This is a genomic window from Novipirellula caenicola, assembly GCF_039545035.1.
GTDB lineage: Bacteria > Planctomycetota > Planctomycetia > Pirellulales > Pirellulaceae > Novipirellula > Novipirellula caenicola.
Genome location: NZ_BAABRO010000004.1, coordinates 445,159 through 462,055, shown reverse-complemented (window position 1 = coordinate 462,055; position 16,897 = coordinate 445,159). Strand labels below are relative to the sequence as shown.

The following is a 16,897-nucleotide window of genomic DNA, read 5'->3' as shown; positions in this document are numbered from 1 at the left end:
GAATTGCCGCAACTGGCTGCTACGGCGATGGCAGCACAATTTCGACCTGCGAAGGGACGCTCATCGAATCGATGGGAATTTCGCTGCTGAATGAGTTCATCGGTTCGAGACATCCGATGCCGCATCCCCCGATCATCTCGAGTTCAACAGAACCCCCGTTCACACGAACGCGAGGATGATGGTTTGGGCAGTCGGGGTTCCGGCAATCTGGAGTGTTGGGACAAAGGCTGGCGTACGGTACTTGGTCCAATAGAGCGTTGGCCACACAGGCGGCTTGGTTCTCGCGAAGCGTTCCCGCGGCGTATTGGGTAATGATCTCTGGCTTTAGAAAGACGATCAACTCACTTTCGCGAACCTCGCTGCCGTGGCTACGAAACAGTCGACCGATGTATTTGACATCTTTCAAATAGGGGACTCCCCGTACGGTTTCGGTAATGCTCTTTTGACGCAGCCCTCCCATCGCAAACAGTTGCCCATTGCCAACGCGGACCGTCGTCTCGGCATTGCGGCTGTCGATCACGGGGTAGGCGTCACGATATTCGGCAACGACGCTGTATTCAGGTCGCACCTGCATTTCAATAGTCCCGTCGCGGCTGATCCGCGGCGTGACGTTCAAGATGATTCCCGCTTCCTCGAACTCGACCTGCGGAATGGACCCGGTGCTGGTCACGATCGAAGTGACGATCGGTAGCCGCTGGACAATTTTGATCGACGCTTGGCAGCGATCGCCCACGGTGACGGTTGGGTCCGCAAGGATCTTGGCTTCGGATGTGGCGCTGAGTGCTTGCAGTGCCACGGTAGCATCATAAGAGTTATTGAGCGTGCGAAATCCGAGGGAGGACGTCGGGCTGCCCAGCCCCAAATCGGTGCCCGCTTCGATCGCATTTCGAAAAACGCTGATCTCTTCGTCGGTGCCCGCATTGAGCAAACTCGTCGCTCGGCTATGAGGACCATGCGACCAATTCACGCCAAGGCCTTCGGCCTCTTTCAAAGAAACGTCATAGATCAATGCGGTGATGCGGACTTGGGGACGAGGGATATCAAGTTGTTCGATGGCTTGAGCCGCCAATCGCAATTGATCCGGGGTTCCCTTGATCATAATGCGATTTTCTTTCGCATAGGTTGCCACGGTGATGGTGTCACCGAGCGCCGCTTGCAACGACTCGGTCATCTCTTCGGCTTCGGTGAATTGAGGCGTAAAGTAGGCGATGCCGTCGGTCGCGAGAAACGATTCATTGGTCGGTAACGTTACCGCAGGTGCGGGCAGATCTTGGACCGCCGGACTTGCCGCAGCGTGTTGTGGCGATAGATGCGAGATTAGCTCTTGCACGTTGTCGATGCGTTCGGGGCGGTCGACGATCAAGATCGCTCCGTTGCCAAGTTTGCGGATTTGCCCCCGGTCGCTCAGCAATAGCTGCACTGCATCGATCGTTGTATCGGAATCGCCTGCGGCAGATGGCAGCTGGATCAATCGCGATACAAAATCAGGATTGTCGGACCCTACTTGATCCATCGGCAACACGATCAAACTGTTGCCCGTTTGACGGTAGCTGTAGCCGGATGAATTGAGGACCGCGGACAAGACTTCGCGCAGCGGGGTTTCAAAAAAGGTACCACTGACCTCACCGTTGATCGTATCAGCCGCGACGATGTTGACCTTCCAAAGGTCACTCAGCAGAAAGATCACCTCGTTCAGCGGCGTTTTGCGAAACGTGATGCTACCTTTTGCGTCCAGCTGTGCGGCGACGTTGTGCGGACTCGTCTCGGTTTGCCGCGAGTCGGAGAGGTCGCGAGGATTTGACGCTGTGGTTAGATGCGGTTCTGCGGGCAGATGCGGTTCGATGGGCAGCGACGTCTTGCTGTGATTCGCAGCAGAGCTGGGTGGTTGCGGTTGCAGCGGCGAAGGCGGCAGCGGCACAACGGGGGACACTGTGTTCAGGGGCGCCGGTGCATCGGCCGCAATCAACACACGGCCTTCGGGTTTGACGATGACGGGGTGACCGCTGCCGGGAATGGGGATTAGATCAGGGACGTCGGCGACCATCAGATTCGTCGCCGCTGCATCCGCATTGAAACCTTCGGCGGAGCCAATCGATTGCTCGCCCACCGCGCTGCCCAAGCCGCAACCAGCGACGAAAATCGTGATCACGAGTCGTCCGAATAGACCCCGCGTCGGTGCAAAGCACGTCGACGAGGCGATAGAATCATTTTGCGACATTGTGCCATCCATGGCATTTGTGTTGATTCAGCTAGTTCTGGTCGGCATTACGTTAGCGGATACACGTGGTCTAGTAAAAATGTCGAATGCCCCGGGGGTGACGAGCGAACTCGTCTTCATCTTCGTCTTCGATTGGTTTGGGGCTAAGCCCAAACACAATCAATCGCATCTCCGACGCGACAACCGGCAGATCCCCTTCCGTGGGCATCATCACCATGCTGTTGGTCGTCATGTACCATCCCTGCTTGGCGATGCCCTGCAGGATTTGGGTTACCTTTTCGAGGGACCCATCAATTCGCAACTCAATTTCGTGAGTATGCAAGATGTAATCCGATTCGTCACTGTATTGGGGAGGCGATTCCTCTCGAGGATCATCATTTTCGATGGCCCACGGTCGGACACGTCCCTTGCTAATTTCGAGACTTCGTAGTCGTCCTCCTGCATCGCGAATGATCGCGATCAAGGTGCTGCGAACCTCTTGGCTTTTTTCGGGATCGATGGAACGATTCAGATGAGAGACCAAGTCGGTGCTGATGCGGTGTTCAAGTTCGCGTAAACGTTGTTGATTGTTTTGCACTAACCTGAACTGACCATCCATCGCACGAAGTTCGCGTGCTTCACTACGCAGCCTAAAGTATTCATCGACCCATGGAATACCTATCGCGATGATCGCAAGCAAACTTACGCTCGCGACGATTGCTCGGGTTGCCCGGCTATTCAAATTATTCATGTTGTGCTGGCTCCACAGAGTGGGGGTGACGCGGAGTCATGGTCAAACGAATCGAGAATCGGGTCGCTTCGGAATTCGCTTCGGGCGTGGTGGAATGCAGCGCCACTTCGCTAACCTCAGGCAATTGTCGCAATTGTTCGAGGATTTCGTACACCACGCGCTCTTCGAGCACCGTGCCCTCGATCCGAACATGCGAACCCGATTCGATTCGATATTCATTTAATTTCGCCAGATCCGGTAAACATTGTGTGATCTGACGCAGCAGCGCCATCCAATCGACTTCGGCGGAATGACGTTCAACGGTCCTGAGATGTTCAAGCCATTCTCGTTTGCGTGCCAGGTCGGTCATCCGTGCTTGAGTGGCAACCACCTGAGCCTGGACCTGTTCGGTCCCCTGTTTCAAATCTGCCGCGTGACGGCGAGCATGACCGAGCAAGCTGAAGCTGAGTATGAGAAACAAAGCCGCCACCAACGCAGGCCATGCGACACGCAGGAATTGAGCGGGCAGCGAAAGCTCGGGAGCTCGGCGGACATCACGAAGCAGATCGGGAACTTGATCGACCGTCACACCAAGCATCAGCGGCAGCACCGAAGCGACGGCGGGAACACAGTGCGATTCACAATCCACGCTGCTGATGTCGTACAGTTGCGGGCACGGGGGAACCCGGAGGACGACCGCGTCAAATTCGACGCTGCGGCGAAACCGTTCCGCGGCATCGATGACTTTCTCTGCGGTGCCGCAAATCAATAGTGTCTTCAGTCCGCCACCGTCGATCCCCAAGTGGCGATGACAGAAACGTTGTAGTCGGGAAATGTGCCCGTCCAACGTCGCCTGCAGCGCTTCGACCGTTTTGGCGGTTGCCGGACGGTAATCCAGAATCAGCCGCCCTTCATGAATGATTCCCACGTTCCAGCGTGTCCCCGTTCCATCGGCGATCAATTGCGGATGAGGGGAATCGATGCTGGTGTGGCCGATCAATCGAGCCATGCTGATCAACGAAGGTTCCGCCCAGGCGACTTCGATATCGCTTTCACGCAGTGTGTCGTAAATCATTCGCATGACCGATTCATTTGCCACGCTGGTAGCGGCGTAGTCGGATTGCGAATCGATGCGAGTTCGCTGCAATCCGGTGACCTTTTGGCCTGGCCCCAATTGCAGATAGCGTGGCACGCGATGTTGCAGCGTCGACAATTCATGGTCGACCGTGTCGGACGTACCGAGCGTGATTCGATTGACGCAAATGTCCCCATCCAACGACAAACAAACCGTGCCACGACGCATGTCATGACGATCGACCAACGTGGCAATCGCGTCGGCAAAGGCCGAAGCATGCGACGCGGTTAACCAGCCGTTGGCCATCGGACAGCGAATCGCGTCAATTTCAAGCCGATAGCGTTCCCCTTGGATCGGGGTGGCGATCGCAACTTGAACCATTCGGTTTTCAATCCACAAACCAAACAGCTTGCCGCGTTCAATGTCGTTTTTTTGTTGGGATGACGGACTCGTCATTGCAGGAAATCCTCCTGCGTGAAGCCTAGGTCGCGGTTAACGCCGCGAAACAAAATTTAGTTTGCAAGCATTTTCACTTTGACGGTCCTGTCGATCGTGCCGGTTTGGCAAGATGGAGTGATGGTAGGGGGGGGATTTGGCCGATGAACCTAGTGGAATTGGAGGGACAACGATGGTCGTTCCCATCTAAAACTCGTTCGCCTCACTGTTTCGCAATCGCCATGCTCGACACACCGGTCGCCTTTATCGTATTCAATCGTCCTGTGCAGACACGGCAGTCGTTTCAAGCGATCCAAATGGCTCGTCCAAAGGACTTGTTCATCATCAGTGATGGTCCCCGAGACGATCGGGATGGCGAAGCCGAATTGGTCGCACAATCACGGCAGATTGCCGAACAGGTTGATTGGCCGTGCGAGGTCACACGGATCTATTCGGATCACAATTTGGGCTGCGCCAAGCGGGTTAGCAGCGGCATCACGGCGGTGTTTCAGCAGGTCGAACAGGCGATCATTTTGGAAGACGATTGCGTCCCCAACCAAACGTTTTTCCGCTTCTGCAACGAACTACTCGATCGCTATCAAGATGACACCCGCGTGATGGCGATCAGCGGCGATAATTTCCAGCGAGGGCCACTTGACCCAGCGGATTCCTATTACTTCTCGAAATATTTGCACTGCTGGGGTTGGGCGACGTGGCGCCGCGCTTGGCAACATTACGCAGGCACGCTCGAGGCATGGCCCGAGTTTCGTGACCGCGGTGGTCTGCAGACCGTTTGTCACTCGTTGAGCGAACGAGATTATTGGACGCGAACGTTCAACCGCGTGCACGAAGGAAAAATCGACACCTGGGATTTCACTTGGTTGTTGGCGTGTTGGATGAACCACGGTTTGACCGCACTGCCGACCAAGAACTTGGTGTCCAATATTGGATTCGGCGAAGACGCGACTCACACTTCGCACTCAAGTCCGTTTGAGAATTTGCCCACTTACGAATTTAAGACGCTCGAGCATCCGAAATACGTCAGCCGTTCGGTCGAAAAAGATCTGGCGACCGATCGGATGATGTTCAGTCGCGGCAAGCTGCGGTTCCGCCACGTGATCCAGTTTGCTCGGCAGTACGTAACCTCGGATCGTCACGCCGCTTGACGCTTGTGATTGGTTTACGCTGATTGGGCGACATGGTCGTCGCAACCAATCTCGCTTGACAATCGGCCGAAGCAAGCGATCGAACCAAGCCGACCGAACCAGGCGATCGAACCAATACCGCAAACCGAGGGCAGAGCGGCAGAATCGGTTGCCGCCGTTTCGCATTGGCCCAAACTACGTGTGTGTTGGAGTCGGCTAAACGCGTTAGCCCCGATCATGCGTTACGCAGCACTGCGGGCCGAGTAGTGGAAGTGGTCAAGTCGTTCCAACATGTCGAACTCGTTGTTGTGCACCGTAAAATCGGTGACACCCATCCGTGGGAAATCGACATAGTTACCATGCAACTGTTCGCCACCATAGCGATGTAACAACATCAATTGCCCGGGGAACAACGCGTTCATGTAGGCGGCACCGCCTTGGACCGAAATCCTGTGCTGCGAATTCGCAAGCAGACAAAGTTGGAATTCATTGAACGAAATGTGTCGATAGTTTTCGTAAAGCTCTTCGGCGAGCACCACGCCCTGTTCGCGTAGATGTTCTTTTTCGTTCAAATTTCCGACTGGCATGTGGTCGTGAACGATGTGGGCCGTCGGACGCAAGTAAATGATGCTGAATCGATCGCTTGCCTTTTGAACAACCCGGTCAAGGAACGGTTTGGACAAAAAGTTGATGGGCGGATGATCCCATTCGATGTTGTATTTGTTGAAGATCAGTAACAACGGTTTGGCAAAACTCAGCTCGATTTTGTCGCGGTAATGGGCGGCAAAGTTTGGCGGTTCCCAACGACTCGCAACGGGGCTTTCGTGCGGCGTTTGAGCAATCGAATCCATGTACTTCACGAATTGCCGTCGGTCATATAATTCGCGATGGTCCGGCGAAAAAAAGTAGAAGCAGCTGGTGCCTAAACAGCTGACCGTGCGCTGCAGACAACCGATTTTCGCGAGATGGTAGGCGTACGGTACGTGGTAAAACATCTCGTAGCCAAATTCACATCCTTGGGTATCGACAATCGAGCTGGGATAATTGCCGATCGGGCGAACATTCGGTTTGCCTTGTAGCCGATGCTTCAGCGCCGAGAACCGATTGGCAAGTGAAATTTTGGGTGGCACCGCGCGGTGGAGCGGCGTCGATTGGCTGGGATCATGCGGCATTTTTCGTTCTCCACAATTTCGCATTGTGCGTCGTGTGATGTTCGCCATTGGGGATGGACGATCCGGTTTGGCAATCAGGCGGCTCGCCGCGTGGGCGATGCATGCTTGGGGATTTGCAGGATGCGTCCCGAACGACGCGTGATCTCTTTGTCGGCTAAGTGCATTGCCGACGCGATCACTTGGTGCATGTCGTAATAGCGATACGTTGCCAAGCGTCCCCCGATCAAATAGTTGTCCGGCAACATGTCGACATAACGCTGCTGCAATCGTTCGCCTTGATCGTTATTGACGGGGTAATACATCTCATCGCCCACCTTCCAATCCGCAGGGTACTCGTGGGTGATCACGGTATGATCGCTTTGGACGGGATCAAAATGCTTGTGCTCGACGCACCGCGTGTATGGCGTTTCGGCGTCGGTATAGTTGATCGCTGCGATGCCCTGGTAATCGGACACGGGGATGACTTGTCGCTCGAATCGTAGGCCTCGCCAATCGTGGGCGCCCAGCTGGTATTCGAACAATCGATCCAATGGACCGGTGTAGACGATGCGTTTGCTACGCGATTCGAAACGGTCACGATCACTCAGGAAATCGACATCGGTTTCCACGGCGATCCCAGACAACAAGTTCTTGAACAGTTGGGTGTAACCGCCTTCGGGAATCCCGCAGAATCGATCGTTGAAATAGTCATCATTCCAGGTCAATCGAATCGGTAAGCGGCGAATGATCGAGCTGGGCAATTCTTTGGGTTCGCGGCCCCACTGTTTTTTGGTGTAGCCGTACACAAACGTTTCGTAGATTTCCTGGCCAACTTGCGACAACACCCATTCTTCGAGATTGGCAGGGGCGTCGATGGGCACGCGTTCCGCGGCCAATCGCTGCTCCGCTTCCTGTGGTGTTTTGACGCCCCACAGTTGATTCAGTGTTGTCAAATTGATTGGAAACGAGAGCATCCGCCCCCGGAAATTGACTTTGGGCCGATAGCTGAATCGACTGAAGCGTGCGAACTGATTGACAAAGTTCCAAACGCCTTCGTCGTTGGTATGAAAGATATGCGGGCCGTATTGGTGGACGTGGATGCCATCGACGTTGTCGGTATAGCAGTTTCCCGCGATATGGCTTCGTTTTTCGATGACCAGACACTTTGAACCCGCGTCGGTCATCCGTCTTGCGAAGACCGAACCAAAGAATCCGGCTCCGACGATTACGTAGTCATACATCCTTGTCTCACTTCAGCCATTCTGGCGAATTTGCCGCGATCGAGCACACCGATGTTGTCAGTCGGACGCGTCTTTCTGAAAGTAGCGGTCGCGCGCTTCCTAACGGTCAGCTTCGTCTGGAATATGCCGATTGCTTGAACAAAAAACTTGACTTTCGTTGTTTTGGTGAGTGTCATGTTGGGTGACAATAAGATCTCGGAAAATTCGCTATAACAAGCGAATTCGCTCTTATCCGATCGCTTGCCCCTCCTTTCGATTTAGTTTGTGCTTTTTGGAGTCAAACGCCATGCTTCCCCCGCTGCGACGTCGTAAATTGCCCGCCACCCGTTGCCGGGCTCAGCGTCGCGATCGTTTGACTTGGACGTTGGCTGCTTTAGAGCCACGGGTGTTGCTCGCAGGCGACGCGGGTGCCGCCGTCGGCACCGCGGTTGATTTTGTCGAGGTCGGACCGCCGGCGGGTAACGCTGCGGCATCACCGGCTGACTTGGCCGCGACGAACGTCGCCGGAAAAGGGCACGTCACTGGCAACGATGCGAGGCAATCGGTCGTGTCACGCTGCATCGTGTTTGTCGATTCGGACGTCGCGGACGCCAATCTATTTGCCGACGCCACGTCGCCGGATGCCGAAGTCGTGCTGTTGTCGGCCAATCAAGACGCGATCTCACAGATCACCGAGACGCTTGCCCGCCGACATCACGTGGCGTCGATTCATATTGTCAGCCACGGAGCCGCCGGACAATTACAACTCGGGGGTGAAATCCTGGACGCCGCGGCGGTTCACGCGCGGGCGGATCAATTGGCCAAGTGGTCGTTTTCGCTCACACCCGATGCGGACATCCTGTTGTACGGATGTGAAGTAGGGGCGGGCCGTGGCGGCGACGCGTTGATGCGAAGCATCGCTGCATTGACCGGCGCCGATGTTGCCGCGTCGATCGACACCAGCGGGGCAAGAACGCAAGGAGCAAATTGGACGCTCGAAAAAACGATCGGCCAAATCGAATCGGGACTCGCGTTTCAAGCCAACGTGCTGGCACGCTACAAACACACGCTGCCGGTCAATACGTCGTTGGTGAATCTGAACAGTTTCTCGTCGGCTGATTCCATAAACCTCAATGGCGGGGCTTCGATCAGCGGCGACGGCAAGTTGCAGCTCACCTCGTCGGCGATGTACCAAGCAGGATCGGGATTCTTCGCAACCCCGGTCACTCTTAGCGAGAACACGTCGTTTCAAACCAGCTTTTCGTTCGAAATCAACGGGGGATCGGGCGCAGGTGGTGCCGACGGACTTGCGTTTGTCCTACAGAACTCGCCTCAAGGAGCTGACGCCGTCGGCGGAAACGCGGGTTGGTTGGGGTATGGAGGCATCGGACGCAGCGTCGTGATCGAACTTGATACCTGGAAAAACAGCTGGGATCAATTCAGCGACGAAATTGCGGTCACCCTTAATGGTGACTTCAAAACGCAAATCGCCGCGTCGCAGTCGCCGATCAACCTCAATTCCGGTTCGGTGGGCTACGCGTGGATCGATTACGACGGAGCGACCAACACGCTAAGCGTTTTTGTTTCCGATTCCAACAGCAAACCGAACACGGCATCGTTGGTGACGAACGTGGACCTGCAATCGCAGCTTGGGGATCGTTTCTTTGCCGGGTTCACCGCAAGCAATTACAACTTGCCCAATGCTCATAAGATCGGTTCGTGGTCGATGGAGATCCAGGATGACTACGGCATCGGAGGCGTGACCACTTATGCGGTCGGGCAGAGTCAGATCTCGGTGGGCGAATCGGCCGGGACCACCCAATTCCAAATTGTGCGAACCGGCGACATTTCGCAGGCGGGTTCGGTGCGTTACCAAAGCAGCAACCTATCGGCAACCGCCGGCAGCGATTACACAGCGGTCAGTGGCATCGCCAACTTTGCCGCCAATCAATCGGTGGTCCAAGTGCAGTTAACCATCTTGGATGACGACGAAACCGAATCGGCTGAATCGTTTCGGCTGTCGCTGAGTGATCCCGACGCCGGCGTGTTGGGGACGCGACAAACAACGACCGTGACGATTTACGATGACGAACAAGCCGTTCCTAGTTTCGCAAGCTTTGCATCGGGAGACCCGGTCAAACTCAATGGCGGAGCCTCGATCACGGGCGGCGCGTTGCAGGTGACGTCGGATTCGCCTTACCAGGTTGGATCGGCGTTCTTTAACTCACCCATCAACGTCACCGAGAATACCTCCTTTCGAACAAGTTTTGCCTTTCAAATCAATGGCGGGGCGGGGGCCAGTGGCGCGGACGGATTTGCGTTCGTGCTACAGAACTCGCCGAGCGGCAGCAGTGCGTTGGGCGGTGGCGCAGGATGGCTCGGGTATGGTGGCATCTCACGAAGCGTCGCGATCGAATTTGATACGTGGCGAAACGGATGGGACCAATTCAATGACGAAATTGCCGTCACACTTAATGGTGACTTTCAAAATCAACGAGCCGCTGTGGTCGCGCCGACCAATCTGAATTCGGGTTCGGTCAAATATGCTTGGGTCGATTACGACGGGACCACCAATGAATTGACGGTTTACGTTTCCGATACCAATCAACGCCCCACGTCACCAAGCTTGACGACGCAAATCGATTTGCGTGCGGTGGTTGGCAGCCAGTTTTATGCCGGATTCACGGCAAGTAACTACAACGTGCCCAACGCGCATCGGATTGTTTCTTGGGCAATGGACGTGGACGAACAAGCGATTGATCCACCGTCACCCACGTTTGTATTGAACAGCAACCGAGTAAGCGTTGGTGAAAAAGACGGCCAGGTTGTCTTGCAAGTTCGCCGCACCGGCGATCTGTCCCAAGTGGCGTCGGTTCGCTACGAAACGACCAACCAAACCGCGATTGCGGGCAGCGACTACACCGCAAAAAGCGGAACGTTGTCGTTTGGCGTCAATCAATCCGTCGCCGAAATTGTGATCGACATCCTGGATGATGCCGAGGCCGAGTCGCTGGAATCCTTCACCGTTTCGTTGTCCAATCCGAGTGGTGCGGTACTGGGCAGCATTCAATCCGCGGTGGTGAATATTCTAGATGACGAGCAGTCGCTACCGAATTTTGCCAGCTTTGATGCTGACAACCTCATCACCCGCAACGGTAGTGCCTCGGTGACGGGCGGGCGTCTTCAAATCACGTCGGCGGCGCCCTACCAAGCGGGGTCGGCTTTTTACAATGATGCGATTGAGCTGACCAGCAACACCTCGTTCCAAACGAACTTTTCGTTCGCCATCAATGGTGGATCCGGATCGAGCGGCGCCGATGGATTTGCGTTGGTGCTGCAAAATTCGCCGCAAGGTCTACGGGCGCTCGGCGGAAACGGGGGATGGCTCGGCTACGGTGGGATTGCGAAAAGTGTTGCGATCGAATTTGATACTTGGAAAAACAGTTGGGATGCGTTCAGCGACGAGGTGTCGGTGAATCTGAACGGGGATTTTCAGAACTCCATCGGCGCTGCCGCATCGCCGATCAATCTGAACTCGGGTAGCGTCGGCTACGCCTGGGTCGACTACGATGGAACGACCAACACACTGCGTGTTTATCTGTCGGAAAATAACCAAAAGCCAACCACTCCGACGTTGGTCCGTAACATTGACTTGGCCGCCACGTTAGGCAACCAATTCTATGTTGGCTTTACCGCCAGCAATTACAATCTGCCCAATGCGCATCAGATTTTATCGTGGTCGCTGAACCTTGATGTGCCTGATGATCCAAGCAACAGCGGTCCAGGAACATTCGGGTTGCAGTCGTCTCAAATCACCGTGAATGAATCCGCGGGCGAAGCAATCGTCGGCGTTGTTCGTACCGGCAATGCATCGAGTGCCGCTTCGATCAATTATCAAACCTATGACAAGACCGGGGCACAAGCGGCAACCGCATCTGCCGACTATTTACAAACCAGCGGCGTGTTGCGATTCGAAGCAGGGCAACGTTATGCCGAGATCCGAATTCCACTGTTGAATGATGATTTAGAAGAAGGGCTTGAAGCGTTTGTTTTGACGATTGACAACCCGGTCAATGCCGAACTAGGGGTTCCGCGAACTGCAACGATTTCGATTCTCGATGATGAACAGCAACTTCCGTCGTACGTTGATTTCAGTTCGTCCGAATTCATCAATCTCAATGGAAACGCGTCGCTGAGCGGTGGCTATTTGCAATTGACATCCAATGCGGCCTACCAAGCCGGATCGGCGTTTTATTCCAACTCGATTGACGTCACGTCGACATCGTCGTTCCAAACCAGTTTTAGCTTCCAGATGGACCAGGGCTGGGGCAGCGGTGGTGCTGATGGCATCGCGTTTGTGATGCAGAATTCGGCGGCGGGTTCCGATGCGATTGGCTATGGATCGTATGGACTCGGCTACGGTGGACTCGCCAACAGTGTCGCGATTGAACTTGATACCTGGAAAAATGGGTTTGATAAATTCGGTGACGAGATCGCGATTGTCGTGAACGGCAACGTGCAAAACGCACTGGCGCAGGCCCCTGCCCCGATCAATCTCAATTCAGGCGGAGTCTATTACGCGTGGATCGACTACAACGGTGACAGCAACGTGCTTGCCGTCTACGTCTCCGACACGCCCGAAAAGCCAGGCTTGGCAAACGTCCGAGCGACGATCGCACTGGATCAGATCGTTGGCAACCAAATGTACGTGGGCTTTTCTGCCGCTGATTATGATCGCCCCAATCGCCACCGGATTGCATCGTGGTGGATGAATTCGCAGACTCCGGTTGCGGATCCCGGAGTCCTGCCCACCGGCGAAATCCAGACGAAAATTGTGCATAGCGGTTTGAACCAACCGACGGCAATCGATTGGTCGGATGATGGTCGCAATCTATACGTCTCGGAGAAAGCGGGCGTCGTTAAGGTTTACCGAGACGCCCAACGGGTTTCGGATCCGATCATTGATATCTCGCGGATCGTCAACAACGTTTCGGATCGTGGGTTGCTTGATGTTGCGGTGCATCCCGATTTGGAAAACAACCCTTACATGTACCTGCTGTATACCTATGATCCACCGGAGGTGTGGAATCATGTCGGCAATGGTTTAGCGGGACCTGATGGAACGGGCAATCGCGTTGGACAATTGATGCGAATCACGCTCGATGAGACCACGAATTTCACGACGATGGTGGCGGGATCGGAAACGATTCTGTTGGGTAATGCGAGCACTTGGGACAATTTCAACGCGTTCACCAACAGTGTCACCAATATGGCCGAGCCGCCTGCGGGACAGAATGCGGATGGTTCGTACATTCAAGACTTCATCAACAGCGATAGCACGACGCATTCGATTGCGTCGCTCGAATTCGCCCCCGACGGCAGTCTGTTTGTTTCGATCGGTGACGGTGCCAGTTACAACCAAATGGATCCGCGTGCCGTGCGTGTCCAGGACATCGATAGCTTGTCCGGCAAAGTGTTGCGAATCGATCCGGTCACGGGCCAAGGCTTGTCCGACAATCCGTTCTTCAATGGCGACGCCGACGCGAATCGATCCAAAGTCTATCAACTCGGACTACGCAATCCGTTCCGGATCGCCGTGGACGACGCCACCGGCCGATTGTTCATCGGCGATGTGGGCTGGACCACGTGGGAAGAAATCAACACCGGCGACCCAGGCACCAATTTTGGCTGGCCTTACTACGAAGGCGGGCAGGGCTACAACATTGTGACGCCCGGAGGCTACCTTGGACTTCCGGCTGGACAACAGTTCTTGGCCAATGGTGGGGAAGCCACTCCGTCGATCATCGCGCTCAGCCATGCGGGGGATGGCATCAACGCGATTGTGATGGGGGACGTCATTCGCGGCGGCGACCTCGGACTGCTTTACGAAGGCGACATTATCTTCAATGATCTTGGTCAAGGAATCGTGCGACGTGCGTCCGTGGACGCCGATGGAAATGTCACCGATGTGTCCGTCTTTACCACCGGAGCTCAGTACGTGGTCGATATGCGTCAGGGGATCGACGGCGAGATGTACTTTGTCGACCTTTTGGATGGCCAGATCGGCCGCTGGGAAGTGGTCTAGCCGCCAGGTCTTTTTACAGCGGAGCGGCGCGAGCCGCCCGGTCATAATCGAACGACTTGCTTAGAAGCGGCGATTGACGGCAAATTCGGCAATCGCATTGAGCGACGCTTTGGCGGGAGAATCCGCCAACACGTCAAGCGCCGTGATCGCTTTGCGTTGATACTGCAACGCGGTTTCTCGTGTGTATTGGCGAGCATCGCTTTGGTCCAACCAAGGCATGATCGTCTCGGTGCGGCGACGACTTGGCTCGGCCAACAATTGTAGAATCTGGTTTCGTCTCGCTTCGTCGGCGGTTTGCAAAAGTCGAATGACCGGCAAGGTGATTTTGCCCTGCTGAAGATCGGTCCCGAGCGTCTTTCCGACGCGCTCGTCGCTACCCCATAGATCGAGGTAGTCATCGGCAATCTGAAAGGCGATGCCAAGTGAGTCTCCGTACTCAGCAAGCGATGTGGTGACTTCGGGGCTGCCATCAGCGAAATGGGATCCCAATTGGCAGGCGACTCGGCACAGTTCGGCGGTCTTACCCTGAATCATCTCGATGTAGGTCGTCTCGTCGATATCCAATACATCTCGCTTCAACACTTGCCGCATTTCGCCTTCGCACACCAATCGCGCCGCTTCGCCGATCCAGCGACATGCTTCGGTCGAGGGCAAGGTCGCCGCCAAGCGAAAGCTTTGGGCAAACAGGTAGTCGCCCAACAAGATGCTGGTGTGATTGTTCCACTTGGCGTTGACCGTGGGCACATGCCGGCGGGTATCCGCATCGTCCAGGACGTCATCGTGGATCAGCGTGGCGGTGTGCACCATTTCGATCACCGCCCCCAGCACCACGTGGTCCTCGCGGACCGATCCAACGGCCGAGGCGGCCAACAGCAACATCGCGGGTCGCAGCCGTTTTCCGCCTAGTTGAGTACCGTGGCGGAGCACCGGGACGAGCGATTCATAGGGCGACTGCAGCTCTTGGTGGAATCGTTTTTCGACAAGCAGAAGCTCTGCGGCGACCGGGCCATACAACTTGGCAAATTGGTCGGCCAAGGCACCCGAAATCGCGTGGCCGTTGGATTCGCTAGGGCGAGATTCGCGATGATTTTCCGTCGTCAATTGAGCAGCGTGAAAGGTTGAGGTCGAATCCATTTCGGCGAAACCGTAAAGTGAAACAGGATGGACGAGCCGATGCGGCATACCACATTCCGATGGAACCGCAATAAAGCACGCGAAGCAACCGACAATCCCCCCGCTAGCTTGCTAGAAATTTAACGATTTCTAGCCGCGACGTTAATTCCAGCCATAGCTTGGCAACAAATCGCGGTTTTGGCGATAGGGCTTAGCCTCTCACGCCCCGCCGAGCTCTCGTTGACATCGACGCTTTCGAGCCGCATACTTCGGCAAGACTTGGGTGCTGAATCGACCTGTCGTCGCTTCAGAGAATAGGGAAAACGGTGCAAATCCGTTGCGGTCCCGCCGCTGTAACCGGAAATGAACCCCGCACAATGCCACTGTGGTCGAATCGACCTCGGGAAGGCGTGGGGGACAAATAATCCGGGAGCCAGAAGACCTGCCCAAACGTCATTTTTAGTTGTGGTAGTACCCTCGGGGAATTGGGAACTATCGCGTCTCTACCTTGATGATTTCGGGAATTGGTATCGCGACCGCAATGTGGGCGTGATGCGATCTTCGTTTGTCTGCGCCAGAGTCGTGATACGTGATCGATTGATCCTGCCGGGGGGGCTGCGCCGGAGGTTCACGCCTCCGCTCATTCACTCGAGGAACAAGATGAGCAAGCGTTATTGTCGGTCACAAGGTTTCACGTTGGTCGAATTGCTGGTGGTGATCGCAATCATCGGCGTCTTAGTCGGGCTGCTATTGCCCGCGGTCCAGGCCGCCCGCGAGGCGGCGAGACGAATGCAGTGTGGAAACAATCTGAAACAGATCGGATTGGCACTGCACAATTACGAGTCCGCGTATCGGGTTTGGCCAGCGCAATCGTCCTCTCCGAGTCAAGGAAAAGGGTTCATTACCAAACGCGGCAGTTGGTTCACGGCGGTGCTTCCATTCATTGAACAAGATGGCCTGTTCCAATCCTTTGATGGAAATTACCACTGGCACGATCCGCAAAACGCGGACGCGGTCAGCGCCAAAGTGCCCGCCATGAGCTGTCCGTCGGTTCCCGATCGTCGTGGTTTCGAATGGACCGTGCTGGTCGATTACGCCAATGCCACGACGACCTCGTACACATTGTCCGCTCGTGACTTTTACGACGGTGCAACAACCGATTACGCCAACGTCGGTGGCGTTGGGACGCAGCTCAACGCCGTGTTGCCCGCATCGCAGCAACTGCATGATCCTCGGAATTGTGGGATCTTAAAATCGACCGCCGTGCGGCTATCGGATGTTATCGATGGTCTGTCAAACACCCTGCTCGTTGTCGAGTGTGCCGGTCGACCCGAACTTTTCCAAAACGGTCGACTCGTCGGCGATGGGGCGTCTCCGAAAACGTGGAGCGGCAGTTCCAGTGTCACGCGTCCGTTTCCAACCGGCGGCGTGTGGGCCAGTCATAACAAAGGCTTCACCGTGGATGGGGCAACGCCCGAAGGCAACACCGCGATCCGCCCAGGATCGTGTTCGATCAATTGCAGCAACGACAACGAAGTCTACTCGTTTCATGTCGGTGGGGCACAAACCTTGGTCGCCGATGGTTCGGTGCGGTTTTTGACGAGCTCGCTGCCCATCGATCAGCTTGTCGCACTTGTGAGCCGCAATGGACACGAAGTGGTGACGTTGGACTAAGCCGATCCTCGGACAAGCTTTGCCTTGCTTCCACTGGGGCGGTGAGCGTTCATTTGGCTCGACGGGAAGTGT

The 16,897-nt window shown here is 55.4% G+C and carries 9 protein-coding genes and 1 riboswitch; of the genes, 3 read left to right on the top strand and 6 right to left on the bottom strand.

Annotated elements, in window-relative coordinates; translation table 11 throughout:
- Positions 1-19: 19 nt before the first annotated feature.
- The 3 genes from ABEA92_RS11300 to ABEA92_RS11290 form a co-directional block, all read right to left on the bottom strand.
- Positions 20-2,149, bottom strand: a complete 2,130-nt coding sequence (locus ABEA92_RS11300) for a type II secretion system protein GspD (protein ID WP_345683928.1) — start codon at positions 2,147-2,149, stop codon at positions 20-22.
- A gap of 139 nt (positions 2,150-2,288) precedes the next feature.
- Positions 2,289-2,948, bottom strand: a complete 660-nt coding sequence (locus tag ABEA92_RS11295; protein WP_345683927.1) for a hypothetical protein — start codon at positions 2,946-2,948, stop codon at positions 2,289-2,291.
- The gene (locus ABEA92_RS11290; protein ID WP_345683926.1) at positions 2,941-4,458 is read right to left on the bottom strand and encodes a PilN domain-containing protein; all 1,518 of its coding nucleotides are present in this window, start codon (positions 4,456-4,458) and stop codon (positions 2,941-2,943) included. Before ABEA92_RS11290 ends, ABEA92_RS11295 begins: the two co-directional genes overlap by 8 nt.
- Positions 4,459-4,601: 143 nt before the next feature.
- Between ABEA92_RS11290 and ABEA92_RS11285 the strand changes: the two genes are divergently transcribed.
- Complete coding sequence (locus ABEA92_RS11285) at positions 4,602-5,603, top strand: glycosyltransferase family 2 protein (RefSeq protein WP_345683925.1); 1,002 nt, start codon at positions 4,602-4,604, stop codon at positions 5,601-5,603.
- A 221-nt stretch (positions 5,604-5,824) separates the two neighbouring features.
- On the opposite strand, the gene ABEA92_RS11280 is transcribed toward ABEA92_RS11285, so the two are convergent.
- Together ABEA92_RS11280 and glf are read right to left on the bottom strand one after the other, a co-directional pair.
- A complete protein-coding gene (locus ABEA92_RS11280; RefSeq protein ID WP_345683924.1) occupies positions 5,825-6,754 on the bottom strand; it encodes a hypothetical protein in 930 nt (309 codons plus the stop codon).
- 74 nt (positions 6,755-6,828) lie between these two features.
- Positions 6,829-7,974 carry a UDP-galactopyranose mutase gene (gene glf, locus ABEA92_RS11275; RefSeq protein ID WP_345683923.1) on the bottom strand — a complete coding sequence of 382 codons (1,146 nt, stop codon included), beginning with the start codon at positions 7,972-7,974 and terminating at the stop codon, positions 6,829-6,831.
- 286 nt (positions 7,975-8,260) lie between these two features.
- Between glf and ABEA92_RS11270 the strand changes: the two genes are divergently transcribed.
- The gene (locus ABEA92_RS11270) at positions 8,261-14,038 is read left to right on the top strand and encodes a Calx-beta domain-containing protein (RefSeq protein WP_345683922.1); all 5,778 of its coding nucleotides are present in this window, start codon (positions 8,261-8,263) and stop codon (positions 14,036-14,038) included.
- 60 nt (positions 14,039-14,098) lie between these two features.
- Here the strand turns inward: ABEA92_RS11270 and ABEA92_RS11265 are convergent, their stop codons facing one another.
- Positions 14,099-15,172: a polyprenyl synthetase family protein gene (locus ABEA92_RS11265; protein WP_345683921.1), complete on the bottom strand. Its 1,074-nt coding sequence runs from the start codon at positions 15,170-15,172 to the stop codon at positions 14,099-14,101.
- Between the two features lie 243 nt (positions 15,173-15,415).
- Positions 15,416-15,615, top strand: a riboswitch (cobalamin riboswitch).
- A gap of 196 nt (positions 15,616-15,811) precedes the next feature.
- Between ABEA92_RS11265 and ABEA92_RS11260 the strand changes: the two genes are divergently transcribed.
- A complete protein-coding gene (locus ABEA92_RS11260) occupies positions 15,812-16,825 on the top strand; it encodes a DUF1559 family PulG-like putative transporter (RefSeq protein ID WP_345683920.1) in 1,014 nt (337 codons plus the stop codon).
- Positions 16,826-16,897: the final 72 nt, after the last annotated feature.

Coding starts and splice junctions, on each gene's coding strand:
- ABEA92_RS11295 (WP_345683927.1), bottom strand. CDS start 2,948: ATGAATAATTTGAATAGCCGGGCAACCCGAGCAATCGTCGCGAGCGTA.
- ABEA92_RS11290 (WP_345683926.1), bottom strand. CDS start 4,458: ATGACGAGTCCGTCATCCCAACAAAAAAACGACATTGAACGCGGCAAG.
- ABEA92_RS11285 (WP_345683925.1), top strand. CDS start 4,602: ATGAACCTAGTGGAATTGGAGGGACAACGATGGTCGTTCCCATCTAAA.
- ABEA92_RS11280 (WP_345683924.1), bottom strand. CDS start 6,754: ATGCCGCATGATCCCAGCCAATCGACGCCGCTCCACCGCGCGGTGCCA.
- glf (WP_345683923.1), bottom strand. CDS start 7,974: ATGTATGACTACGTAATCGTCGGAGCCGGATTCTTTGGTTCGGTCTTC.
- ABEA92_RS11270 (WP_345683922.1), top strand. CDS start 8,261: ATGCTTCCCCCGCTGCGACGTCGTAAATTGCCCGCCACCCGTTGCCGG.
- ABEA92_RS11265 (WP_345683921.1), bottom strand. CDS start 15,172: ATGGATTCGACCTCAACCTTTCACGCTGCTCAATTGACGACGGAAAAT.
- ABEA92_RS11260 (WP_345683920.1), top strand. CDS start 15,812: ATGAGCAAGCGTTATTGTCGGTCACAAGGTTTCACGTTGGTCGAATTG.